Here is a 12244-nt window from a genome sequence, read left to right as displayed (position 1 = left end):
TGTGCTACTGCCTGAAGTCCTGGACGATCTTGTCAATGGACGCCTCGAGTCGCGCCCGGTCGGCGCCGAGCGATACCGCCTTCGTTACGTCCAGGGCGGACTTCGCAGACTGCCCCATTAGCGCGTAAGCGGTCGCTCGCACGCTGTAGAGCTGCGAGCTTTCAGGCGCAAGCTCGATGGCTTTCGTGTAGTCCGCAACCGCCGCTGGGTAGTTGCGCGCGGCAAGGTAGTAATCGCCCCTGTAGGAGTGGTTGAACGGGTCTATCGGGTTGAGCTCAATCGCCTTCGTGAGGTCGGCGAACCCCTCCTCAACCCTGTTTTGCTTGATATACAGGTTCGCCCGGTGCAGGTAGGCGACATCGAACTCCGGGTCGAGCTCTATCGCCTTGTTGAAGTCGACCAACGCCTCGTCGAATCTCTCCAAGGATAGGTAGACTGCCCCGCGTCCGTCGATTGCGTCCACCGACTTAGGGTCGATCGCAAGCGCCATCTCGTACTCGCCGAGAGCCTGGTTGTCCATGCCGGCCGTGAAGTACGCGCGGGCGGTGTTGAGGTGCGTGACGAGCTGGGCCTGCTCCGCAGGGGACAGCTCCTTTTCACCTCCGCACGCGGCGGCCAGCAGGAGCGCGAGGAACGTGACCGCAATGTAACCAGCGAACGATTTCATGACTATCTCTTTCGCGGCACAGGCATTACCTGCTCTGCCCAGCGGTACATCGCCTCTCCGCCGAAGCGGTGGCGCGGAGGGTTGGGCGCATCCACGTGCACTGAGAACCTCTTGCCCGCCCCAAGCGCCTCGTACAACCTGCGCGCCGGGCTGAGCGCGGCCAGCGCCGCATCGGCGTCGTTGCGGACCTCCTGGTTTACGAAGAGCAGGCGCGGCGCAATGAGGCCGAGGGCATCCGTGTTGTCCACGTATCTTAGCAAGCCGGGCACGGTAGCATGAAGCCCGGTGGCGCCGCCCTCTAGCAGGCGGTTCTGCCGGTTGCCGATTCGGCCGCTTAGCGCGACGGCGCGGATGCGCCGGTCCATTGCGCCGGCGTATAGAGCTACTCCCGCCCCTGATCTGAACCCGACTATCCCTACGCGCCGCCTGCCCACGGTGGGCCATGCCTGTAGAACGGATACGGCGGATATTGCGTTGGCCGCGAACCAGCCAATGTACGTGCGGCCTGTCGCCATCGCCTGCACGAGGGTGCCGTCCTGCGGCGATCCGGCGGGCGCATTCGGCGTCGCGCCCGGGTCTGCGCGGTTGCCGAAGCCCGGGCCGTGAAACGCTATGGTCACGTGCCCCCGTTCGGCCAGGCGAAAGGCATAGTCGTCCTCAAACCGCGCCAGTGATTCGGCGCCGCCGGGCTCGTTGACCGCCAGTCCGGTCGTTGAGGACATGGCGCCGAATACGTGGCCGTGGATGCACACCCATGCCGGGTGATTGGGTCCGGCCACCGGCGGCTCCAGCACAATCGCCTCCCACGGCAGGTCCCCGGGCGCGGCAACGGACAACCGGCTGGCACGCAATCCGCGGTGCGTCCACGTCTGCAGAACATCCCACTCCGGCCGGGCCGCGGCCGCAGGGTCCACGCCCAGCGAAGTCATGACCTGCCGTCGCGCCTTCCTCCGCCAGGCCGCAATCGAGCGGGCATCGGATGGGGCCCGCAGAGTCTGGCCGTCCACCATGTCGCGCGCCCACGGCTTGACCTGCTCGAGTGCCGGAGCGAACTTCGGCCCGCCCGTCGCTGCGCCCGTTTCGCTCATATGGGCATCGTCTTTCGCATCCATTCGTAGACCGGCGCCCCGCCGAAGCGATGTCGCGGCTGCTGTGGCGCATCGTACTGGATAGCGAGCCGGTCTGCCGCCCCGAGCGCTTCGTAGGCGGCGCGCACACGCTCCGTCTCGCTGACGGCCAGCGGCATATCGTTGCGCACCTCCTGGTTGATATACATGCGTTTGGGCGCGATGGAGGCGAGCACATCCGGCCCGTCCATGTACTTGTGCATGCCGGGTACACAGCTGAAAGCCCTGGTGTTCCGGCCTTCAAGCAAGCGGTGCCTCTTGTAGCCGAACCTGCCGCTCAGGGCAACCGTGTACAACCGCCTGTCCAGCGCTCCCAGGTACCCCGCCATCGTCCCGCCCATCGAAAAGCCGGTCGCGCCTATCCTCCGCGGGTCAACCGTCGGCCAACGGGTGAGCGCGGAGACGGCCGCCATGCCGTCGCTCACGCACCAGCCGATGTAGGTCTTGCCCATATCCAGAGCTATTACCGCCGTGCCGTCCTGCACCGTGCCGTCCGATCCTGTGTCCGCGCGGTAGCCGAAGCCGGGGAAGTCGAAGCTGAGGGTCACGTACCCCATCTGCGCCAGCTTCAGGCCGTATTCGCACTCGAACTCCCTGAGCGACTCCTCGCCGCCGTCCTGCCGGACTACGAGCCCAGTGACGGACGACATCCCGCCCTTTATGACCCCGTGCATGCAAACCCACGCCGGCCGCCTGGCCGTCAGCCCTTTCGGCTCCAGAAGAAGCGCCCGCCAGCCGAGCTCTCCCGGCGGGGTTATGAACAGCTCATAGGCGTTCAGGTCCCCGTGCACGCGGCGGGAGAGCACCTCCACTTCCGGCATGGCAGGACGCTCGTCGATACACAGGATTGAGGCGAGCTTCTTTCTAAAGCGTGGCTTCCACTTCGCGATCTCGGCGGCCGTTGCAGGCGCGGCGAACGGAGGGTTCGCCTCAGCGACCCAAGCCTTGGCCTGGTCCGCGCTTGAAAAACTCTTCCGATCTTTAATGGTCGTCATTCTCTGGCTCCGCCTGGGCCGTCAAGATGCTTGGCAAACCATCCCAGAACTCGATTCAGGTAGTCGATTCTGTACGCAGTGCGCCCGCTGCTGAAAAACAGGTGCGTGCCGCCGGGATACCTCACAAACTCCACCGTCTTTCCCAGCCGCTTGAGTGCAACGTAGTACTGCTCACTCTGCTCTATGGGGCAGCGCTGGTCTGCCTCCCCATGCATAAGAAGGACCGGCGTGGTTACGTTCGCGGCGTACGTTAGCGGGGAGTGCTTTACGAGCGTCTCGAACGAGGTCATGGGAGAGCCGCCCCAGTTGGTCTCCCCGTAGCTCACTCCAATGTCCGATGTTGCGTACATCGTGACGAGATTGGCCACCGGCGCGCCCACCACCGCCGCTTTGAACCTGTCCGTGTGTCCCACAATCCACGCGCTCATGAAGCCGCCGTAGCTGTAGCCGTGCACGAAGAGCCTGCCCGAGTCCATGTACGGCCGCTCGCAAGCCTCGTCCACCGCAGCCATGATATCGCGATAGTCCTCGCCGCCCCAGTCGCGCAACGCCAGCTTCGCGAACTCGGGGCCGTACGAAGAGGAGCCCCGGCAGTTCACGCCCAGGACAACGTAGCCCGCTCCGGCGAACGACTGCTGAATGCTGTCCCACCCATCGCCGAACCGCCCATGCGGGCCGCCGTGGATGTCCAGCAGGAGGGGATAGCGCGTCGACGGATCGAAGCCGTATGGAAGCCGCAAACGGTATTCAATCTCCTGCCCCGTGCGGCGGAACGTGAACTTCTCCGGTCCGGCCGTCCGGTGCGTCGCAAGCCACGGGGCGTTGGCGAATGTTAGCTGGCGGCGCTCTCCGGTCCTGGTGTCCACCAGGTACAGTTCAGGCGGTGACGTAGGAGTGGAGGCAGCCACCACCGCCTTGCCGCCGGTAGACTCGAAGGAAACCGATGAGCATGCCCAGTCGCCACCGATAGCAAGGTCGTGTCCGCCGTCCGGCCCCTCGGTGCATAAATAAGACTGGCCTCTGTGGTCGCCCAGGAACAGAATGCGCCCGTCTGGAGTCCACGCGATCTCCGCGGCGGGCTGCATGGAGCCCGGTGAAGGCTGCAGGGGCGCGTGCAGGCCATCGGTCACCCTCCGAGGCCTTCGACCGGCCTCAGCGACGTACACCCACCCAACGCGGCGGTCGCACACGTCGGGGTCGTCCGAGCCGGCGATCGCAAGCCGCTGGCCGTCCGGCGACCATCCCGCCGCGCCTGCCATGAGCAGGCCTTCCGACCACAGCTCCGGCTCCCCGACGCTGGCAGGCACGACATAGACGTTACTGCGCCATGAGGTGTCCCGGTCGTCGCCGCGGTCGGTGATATAGGCGATCCGCGAGCCGTCAGGCGACCAAACGGGGTACCCGTCGTCCCCCTCGCCGTTCGTGATCTGCCGCGTCTCGCCGGAGCCGACGTTCACGACGAACAGATGGCTGAACGCGTTTCCGCGCCACCCGGTGTGATCGGACCGGTGACGGATGCGCGTCACTACCCGCGGCCTGGGATCCCTCTTGGGGTCGTGGCCGTCCGGGAGGCGGTCCGGGTCCACGTCCGACACGAAAGCGATGCGCGTGGAGTCCGGCGACCACGCCGGGGAGTGCGCCCCGCCGGGTAGCGAGGTGATGCAGCGCGCCTCGCCGCCGGTTTTGGAGATAGTCCAGAGCTGGCGGCGGCCCTTGTCGTCGGGGCGGATGAAGGCAATGGACGCCCCGTCGGGTGAGAACTTCGGCGAGGAGTCGGACGGCCCGTGCGTCAGCGCCTCCGGCGCGCGGCCTTCCGTAGCAACCGTCATCACCTGCGACCGTCCCTCTACGCGCGCCTGGTCAAACGACGACCGCATGAACGCCACAAGCGAGCCGTCAGGGGACAGACACGGCTCGGATACGCCGATAATTTCGTAGATGTGTTCGGGGACAACCGGATTCGACAAGCAGCGGCCTCAGCGACTGAATGCCGTTAGGGTACGGCAACACTCGTCGACAGGCAACCTGCAGCAGGCTCATGCCGATCCCCCAACACCCAACACCCTAATCCCGTCTCTCAGCCAGCGCCTCCAGCAGCCCGATCCCAAGCGCGGCGGCGTTCCCCATCAGCTCCCGGCGAACAAACTCCGTTCGGTCGTTCGGCGTGTGGATGCGGGAGAAGTCGTCACCCAGGAAAAAGACTGCCGGGATATTCGCCTCGATGAACGATGCGTGGTCGCTGCTCGTTCCGGCGGGCAGCGACATGCGGACGGAGGCGTCAATGCCGTTTGCGTCGGCGACGGCGCCGGTCATCTCGAGCAGGCGAGCGTCGCCCAGGATGCCCGTCGTGGGGCCGGTGCCAAGCGCGTCGAAGTTCATCATCGCCACCACCCTCGCCCGCTCGTCTTCGCTCATCGCGGCCACGTGGTGCTTGCTGCCGTACAGCCCGAGCTCCTCGCTGCCGAACGCCACCAGCCGGACGGTGAACGGGTAGCTGCGCCCGGATATCTCCTCGGCGATCGCCAGCAGCGTGGCGATGCCGGAGCCGTTGTCGTTCGCGCCGGGCACCTTCGGCACCGTGTCGAAATGGCCGCCGAGGATGACGACGCCGCGATTCGGGTCCGTCCCCGGCTTCTCCGCGATGGCGTTCCGTGAGATCAGTTGCACCATCTCCACGGTCACGGTCGCGGTGACGGTCTGGCCGGAGAAGATCATGCCCCTGAGCCGCTCGCCGTCCTCTCTGCTGATGGAAACGACGGGAATGCCGGCCTCGTTGGCCAGTGTGCCGCCGAAATAGCCTTCCGCATTGTTGTAGATAATGATTGCCGCCGCCCCCGCAGCCGCCGCGTTCGCCGCCTTCTCTTCGAACGTCAGCGTCCCGCGTTGCGCCAGGGCAATCTTGCCCGCGATTCCGCCGGCCAGGATGTCCGTTGTTCGGGCGGTCCCAATGTCCACAAGCGTGCCCGTGGCCGAGCCTTCACCGGACCTCACCATTGGGAATGAGACGAGCTTCTGCTCAATGGGTGAGTTGACCTGCAGGACCGGCTTTTCAAGAGTCAGGTGCTCGAACGTGAACGGTTCCAGCGCAGCATCGTAGCCAATCCCCCGTAACCGCTCCGCGATAACCTCGGCGGCGGCAAGCTCCTCGTCCGTTGCGCTGGCGCGCGGGCTGTGGCGGTCCGTCAGCTCCACCAGGTTGGCCCACGCCGCCTCTGCAAGCGGGCCGGCCAGCTCTCGCGGTGATCGAGGGATTACAGTGGGTCCGGCGCCTGCTGAGACGGTGGCGACGGGCGCGCTGGTAGCCGGGGGTGTTGGTGTCGCATTGGGAAGCGTCGCCGCTGTTGTCGGTGTGGCCGTGGGAAGCGTCGCCGCCGGGGTTGCCGGCGATTTGGAGCTACGAGTCGCCGTGGTGCCGTCAACCTTCGCAGCAGCCGGGCCGGTCTCAGCAGCCGTAGGCGTGGCCGCCGGATTGGCCGCACCGCTATCGCAGGCCGCGATCAGGAATACGGCGGCAACTGCAATCAGGTATCTGAAATAGGGCAGACGCAAGGTGCCTCCGGATGCTGCATGGCCAGGATGGTTATGTATTAGCCGTTGGAGTCGTTTCCACGTTTTCGTAGGGGCGCCCCGATTTATCGGGGCGCCCGTTCCATGCCAACGATTACGATTGCTGTTACCACGGCCGGGCGCACTTCTGTGCGCCCCCACGAAAACCGGCCCCGATTCCATCGGGGCGGGCTACATAATACAACGGCCCGGGATCTGGGCCGGTTAGCGGGGCTGACCCGCGAGGCGCGTGCTACAGCCTGTCCCAGCCTTCCGGCAGGGCAGGCCTTTGCCACGACGGGTCGGGCCGCCACGCCCGCCACTCCTCTGTGAACGGCGACTCGCGCGCCTCCATTCGCGAAAGGGCCTTCAGCCCCTCCCGCCGGAGGTGGTCGGTACGGTCCTGTGTCAGCATGCCCCTCTGGACCCACTCTACCACCTCGTCCTCATCCTTCCACTTCCACGCCGTGAAGTCCGGTTGCACCACGATGTCGAGCACATGGTCCATGTAGTCGAATCCAATAGCCGTCCGGGTCAGCGGCGTCTCCATGTTCACGTACCAGCACTTCATGCGCGCGAAGCAGGGCTCCCACAGGAGCAGCACGCTGTGGTCCTCCCCTGGGACCGCCAGCCGGACCGCCTCGTTGTACCAGAGGGACGGCGCCGTGGTGAAGCCCGGCGCGGGAATGCGGGTGAAGCCACCGCCTGCCGTCGCGGGCCGCCGCCAGGCCGTCCCCTCCGGCATATACATCGCCAGCAGCTCCGGCGTGTCCGCGATGACGATGTTAGGCCGCGCCGACCACAGCTTTCCCTCCCACACCTCGCGCACGAGGATGTGGTCGCCGTGGCGGAAGCGGCGTGCGTTCATGGATTTGTCACCAGATAACAGCATCCCGAATCCATTTCAGGCTCCACAAGCACGGCAGTCAATTGCGCTTTTCCAATACCCATCACTCCCCTTTGTCATCCTGAGGCGCTCCGGCCGAAGAGCCTGCCCTGAGGCTTTGCGAAGGGATCGTTCAGGCGACGTTGCAGGGCCGGACTGCCTTATCATCAGAATGCGTTCCTGGGGCATGCCTGGGATCGTTGCCCGATAGTGTCGCCATTTACCGAGAACCTCGCCTGAACGATCCTTCGTCCGCCGCGGCGGACGAAGGATGACAAAGGCCCCCATTAACGCGGAGAGGATGGCGCCCTGCGGCCCATCCTCTCCTTGCGGTGCAATTCTACTCCAGAGCGCCTGCCGCTACAGCAGCTTGCCCTGCTCGCCGCCTTCGCCGTCCTCGGCCTCTTCTTCGGCCTCGGGCTCGGACTCCTCAGGCTCGTCCTCTTCGACGGCCTTTGTGGCGCCGTTGGCGGAGCGCTTTGCCGCTTTGCCGTCGACGTGCTTCACGGCGCTCAGCAGCGGCAGCGCCTCTTCCCCGCCGCCGACCTCTTCCAGGGCCGATACGCACGCCATGGATGCCACTGCGTCGCCCGGCGCAGGCGTGAAGATGCGAACGCCCTGCGTAACGCGTCCCGCCGTGCTGCGGATCTCCGTCAGGCTTGTGCGCATCACCTGCGCCTGCTCCGACACCACGTACAGCTCGTCGCTGTCCGCGATGATCTGGGCGGCGGCGACAGGCCCCGTCTTGTCGGTAATCGCCATCGTCTTGACGCCCATGCCGCCGCGGTTCTGCTGCTTGTACTTGTCCATCGTCGTCAGCTTGCCGTAGCCGTTCCTGCTCACCACAAGCAGCTTGCTGTCCGGCACCACCATGTCCATTGACACAACCTTGTCGCCACGGCGGAGGAGGATGCCGCGCACGCCACCGGCGGCGCGCTGCCTCGCCGTCACCTGGCCAACAGGGAAGCGGATCGACATGCCGTTCTCGGTTACGAACGTCACGTCGTCGGTCTCGTGCCCGAGACGCGCCGTGACAAGCTCGTCCCCTTGGTCCAGAGCCATGATTATCAGCCCCGCTTTGCGAATGCTCGATATCTCCGCCAGGTTGACGCGCTTTACCTCGCCGCGGGTCGTGCCCATCACGAGGAACACGTCCTGCTGCTGGAGGCTGCGGACGTGGACGATGGCGTTCACGCGCTCGTCGCCGCCCAGCGGGATAACGTTTGCCACAGGAACGCCGCGCGTGTTGCGCGAGAAGTCCGGGCGAAGGTCGAATACGCGCGTGGAGAGCACGCGGCCCGTGTTCGTGAAGTAGAGCAGCGTATCGTGCGTGTCGCACACGAGGATGTGGCGGACGGGGTCGTCCTCCCTCGTCTTCATGCTCGTCACGCCCTTGCCGCCCCTGTGCTGATTGCGGTACGTGCTGGCGGCGATGCGCTTGATGTAGCCAGCCTGGCTCAGCGTAATGACCACCTGCTCGTGAGGCTCGAAGTCCTCGCGGTTCATATCGGTGCTCATGTCGCTGATCGTCGTCCGGCGGTCCTCGCCGACCTTCTTCTTGAGGTCCCGGGTTTCCTTCTTGATAACTCCATCGATCTTGTGAGGGTCCGCCAGGAGCGCCTGCAGCTCGTCGATCAGCTTCATCAGCTCCTGGTACTCGTTCTCTATCTTCTCGCGCTCCAGCGCCGCCAGCCTGCGGAGCTGCATGTCCAGGATCGCCTGCGCCTGGATCTGCGAGAGGCTGAACGTGGTCATAAGCCCCTGGCGGGCGGATTCGACGTCTGCCGACTCCCGGATCAGCTTGATGACTGCGTCCAGGTTGTTCAGCGCGATGCGCAGGCCTTCCAAAATGTGGGCGCGCTCCAGCGCCTTGCGGAGCTCGTAGCGCGTCCGGCGGGTGACAACCTCGCGGCGGAAGCTGATGTAGTTGCTCAGCGCCGACCTCAGGGTGATGACCTGCGGCATGCCGTTGACGAGAGCAAGCATGTTCGCCGCGAACGAGCTCTGCATCGCGGTCAGCTTGTACAGGTTATTCAGGATGACGAGCGCCTGCGCCCCTGCGCGAAGCTCCATGACCATGCGCATGCCCTGGCGGTCGGACTCGTCGCGAATCTCGGTGATTCCCTCCAGGCGCTTCTCCTTGATCAGCGCGGCAATCTTCTCAACCAGCGCCGCCTTGTTCACCTGGTACGGCAGATCTGTGACGACGATCTGCTGCCGGTTGGACTTCTTCATGTCCTCTATCTCGGCAACAGCCCGAACGGTGATGCTGCCGCGGCCCGTCGTGTAGGCGCTCCGGATGCCGTCGCGCCCCATGATGGTCGCGCCGGTCGGAAAGTCCGGGCCGGTTATGATCTTCATCAGGTCCAGGTCGGTGGCGTCGGGATTGTCAATAAGATATATGACGCCGTCGCAGACCTCGGAAGGGTTGTGTGGCGGGATGTTCGTCGCCATGCCCACCGCGATGCCTGCCGCTCCGTTAATGAGCAGGTTGGGCAGCCGGGCCGGCAGGACCACGGGCTCCTGCAGCGTGCCGTCGAAGTTGTCGCTGTAATCGACCGTCTCCTGGTCTATATTCGCCAGCATCTCTTCGGCCGCGAAGCTCAGGCGCGCCTCCGTGTAGCGCATCGCCGCCGGAGGGTCGTTGTCCACGCTGCCGAAGTTGCCCTGGCCGTCGACAAGAGGCACGCGCATTGAGAAGTCCTGCGCCATGCGCACCATCGCGTCGTACACAGCGCCCTCGCCGTGGGGGTGGTACTTGCCGAGCACTTCACCGACGAGACGGGCGCTCTTCTTGTACGCCGTGTTGGGCCGCATGCCCAGCTCGTTCATCGCGTACAGGATGCGCCGCTGCACGGGCTTGAGGCCGTCGCGCACGTCCGGCAAGGCCCGCGCCACGATGACGCTCATGGAGTACTGCATGTATGAAGTCCGCATCTCCTCCTCAAGGATCTGCGGCTTCACAAAACCGAACGCTGTTTTGGTGACCATTCAAGACTCCTGGTTACAATGAAACACAACGCTGGTATTATATCATTTGCCGCTGAAAATACCTACGAAATTCAGGTGCCTTTTTTGTCTCCATGGGCGTTAGAAATCGTGTCGTTCAACCCATTACCATGCCGGTCGGTTCAACCGCCGGCAAGAGCGCTCCCGACCGGCGCGCGTAAGCGTTGCCTAACACCCGGTTCTTCCGGCAACCCAAAGCGTTCTCTTACCGCGTCTGCTTGCAGGGAATGTAACCGGGGGCAGTCGGCGGGCAAGGAGTGACCATGCAGGAGCCACGAAAGGCGTTGCCAAGGACAGTAGGGGTCCTGGAGTCGGGTATCCGCGAGGGCCTTCACCTCGGTGCGCAGGTGTACGTTTCGCGGGACGGTATTCCGGTGGCGGATTTCGCGCTGGGAGAGGCCCGTCCCGGCACCCCGTTGACGACGGAATTTGTGCTGCCGTGGATGTCCTCGGTCAAGCCGGTTTGCGCGGTCGCGATAGCCCGCCTTTGGGAGGCCGGAAAACTCGACCTCGATGACCGTGTTGGGGACATCGTTCCGGAGTTCTCAAAAAATGGTAAAGACAGGGTGACCTTGCGCCACCTTCTCACGCACACGTCCGGCCTGAAAAACATCGACCTTCCGTGGCAGGACCTGGACTACAGCGAAACGATCGCGAGGGTCTGCGACGCGGAGCTTAACCCGGACTGGCAGCCCGGGCGAAAGGCGGGCTACAACAACGCCGCCGCCTGGTTCATCCTGGGCGAGGTGGTCCGGCGGCTGGACGGCAGGCCATACGACGTGTATGCGAGGGAGGAGGTGTTCGAGCCGCTGGGCATGCGCAGCTCGTGGCTGGCAACCCCGCAGGCATGGCTGGAGGCCAACCGCGCGCGCATCGGGACGGCGTTTCGCGTTTCCACCGCAGGACCGGCACCGGTCGACTTACCAGACAGCACGCTGACGCGCTTCTCTCCCGGCGGCTCCGGCAGGGGGCCTATCCGCGAGCTAGGGCTCTTCTACGAGATGCTCCTGTTCAGGGGAGAGTCGGACGGCCCCCGAATACTCAGCCCTCAGTCCGTGGAGGCGCTGACTGCACGCCACCGCACGGGCATGCTGGACCAGACCTTCCAGACCACGCTGGACTGGGGCCTCGGCTTCCTCCTGGACACGAAAGCAAAGGGGAACGTCCTGCTGCCGTACCAGTTCAGCCGCCACGCCTCACGCCGCACCTTTGGTCACGGTGGATACCAGTCATCCATCGGCTTCGCGGACCCCGAGAACCGCCTGGTAGTCGCCTGGGCCGTCAACGGCTTGATAGGCGAGCCCAAACACACCCGCCGCAACAACGCCGTCAACGAGGCGGTCTACGAGGACATGGGGCTGGGGGCTAGACGCCGGCCCGCCGTGACAATCCGCCATGATTCTGCTATTATACGCGCCGCAATTCGTCGCGATTACGCGTCTCAAAGCGCATATCGTGCGCTTTCCTTTTCAACGTGGACCTGAACGGCCATCGGAGTGCGGCATATGTACGGACGTATCGTTTTTCTGCTGCTTGTGGTGACGGTCGTGTTCGCTGCGGCGGGCTGCTCCCAGGGCGATTCTCCATCAGACCACAACACCGTCGTTGAGACACCCACGCCGGACCCTCCCCTGAACGATGCAGACGGCCCAACAGTAACTATGGCCGACGACTCCGGCATTGCCGCAGTTTCATGGGGCGACGGGCGCATTGATATCGTCGGTCACGGCACGGACAACCACATGTACCACTACATCTGGGACGACATGTGGACGCCCGGCTGGAGCAAGTTCGCCACGCAAATGACCGGCGGGGCCGCCATGGCCTCCCGTGGCGACGGCATGCTCGATATCTTCTGGAAGGGGTGTCAATGCTCAATGACTTTGGCAGTCTTACTGCTCAGTGATTTTGTCAGTACGACTGGTTTTGGTTGAATCAGTCTCGATCTCCAAGGGTGATCTGGACCCGGCTTTCGATCCTTGGGCGAGGAGAGGGGTGTGCTGGAGACGGGTCC

General features: G+C 64.6%; 8 protein-coding genes. 2 read left to right on the top strand and 6 right to left on the bottom strand.

Features of this window, described 5'->3' with window-relative positions:
• Positions 1-4: 4 nt before the first annotated feature.
• The 6 genes from FJ319_09145 to gyrA form a co-directional block, all read right to left on the bottom strand.
• A complete protein-coding gene (locus FJ319_09145; protein ID MBM3934451.1) occupies positions 5-1111 on the bottom strand; it encodes a tetratricopeptide repeat protein in 1107 nt (368 codons plus the stop codon).
• A 640-nt stretch (positions 1112-1751) separates the two neighbouring features.
• The gene (locus FJ319_09140) at positions 1752-2789 is read right to left on the bottom strand and encodes a hypothetical protein (GenBank protein MBM3934450.1); all 1038 of its coding nucleotides are present in this window, start codon (positions 2787-2789) and stop codon (positions 1752-1754) included.
• The gene (locus FJ319_09135; protein MBM3934449.1) at positions 2786-4756 is read right to left on the bottom strand and encodes a S9 family peptidase; all 1971 of its coding nucleotides are present in this window, start codon (positions 4754-4756) and stop codon (positions 2786-2788) included. Before FJ319_09135 ends, FJ319_09140 begins: the two co-directional genes overlap by 4 nt.
• 97 nt (positions 4757-4853) lie before the next feature.
• On the bottom strand, positions 4854-6338 hold the full coding sequence (locus FJ319_09130) for a M28 family peptidase (GenBank protein MBM3934448.1): 1485 nt from the start codon (positions 6336-6338) through the stop codon (positions 4854-4856).
• Between the two features lie 250 nt (positions 6339-6588).
• Positions 6589-7227: a DUF402 domain-containing protein gene (locus tag FJ319_09125; protein ID MBM3934447.1), complete on the bottom strand. Its 639-nt coding sequence runs from the start codon at positions 7225-7227 to the stop codon at positions 6589-6591.
• A 354-nt stretch (positions 7228-7581) separates the two neighbouring features.
• The gene (gene gyrA, locus FJ319_09120) at positions 7582-10212 is read right to left on the bottom strand and encodes a DNA gyrase subunit A (protein ID MBM3934446.1); all 2631 of its coding nucleotides are present in this window, start codon (positions 10210-10212) and stop codon (positions 7582-7584) included.
• 281 nt (positions 10213-10493) lie between these two features.
• On the opposite strand from gyrA, the gene FJ319_09115 reads away from it, so the two are divergent.
• Together FJ319_09115 and FJ319_09110 are read left to right on the top strand one after the other, a co-directional pair.
• On the top strand, positions 10494-11714 hold the full coding sequence (locus FJ319_09115) for a beta-lactamase family protein (protein ID MBM3934445.1): 1221 nt from the start codon (positions 10494-10496) through the stop codon (positions 11712-11714).
• A 21-nt stretch (positions 11715-11735) separates the two neighbouring features.
• Entirely contained in the window at positions 11736-12164 is a 429-nt protein-coding gene (locus FJ319_09110; GenBank protein ID MBM3934444.1) for a hypothetical protein, read from the top strand.
• The last annotated feature ends 80 nt before the right edge of the window (positions 12165-12244 follow it).

This window comes from SAR202 cluster bacterium (assembly GCA_016872355.1).
Lineage (GTDB): Bacteria > Chloroflexota > Dehalococcoidia > Lucifugimonadales > VGZY01 > VGZY01.
This window is presented reverse-complemented; position numbering and strand designations above follow the sequence as displayed.

Coding starts and splice junctions, on each gene's coding strand:
- gyrA (MBM3934446.1), bottom strand. CDS start 10,212: ATGGTCACCAAAACAGCGTTCGGTTTTGTGAAGCCGCAGATCCTTGAG.
- FJ319_09145 (MBM3934451.1), bottom strand. CDS start 1,111: ATGGCCCACCGTGGGCAGGCGGCGCGTAGGGATAGTCGGGTTCAGATC.
- FJ319_09125 (MBM3934447.1), bottom strand. CDS start 7,227: ATGCTGTTATCTGGTGACAAATCCATGAACGCACGCCGCTTCCGCCAC.
- FJ319_09140 (MBM3934450.1), bottom strand. CDS start 2,789: ATGACGACCATTAAAGATCGGAAGAGTTTTTCAAGCGCGGACCAGGCC.
- FJ319_09110 (MBM3934444.1), top strand. CDS start 11,736: ATGTACGGACGTATCGTTTTTCTGCTGCTTGTGGTGACGGTCGTGTTC.
- FJ319_09115 (MBM3934445.1), top strand. CDS start 10,494: ATGCAGGAGCCACGAAAGGCGTTGCCAAGGACAGTAGGGGTCCTGGAG.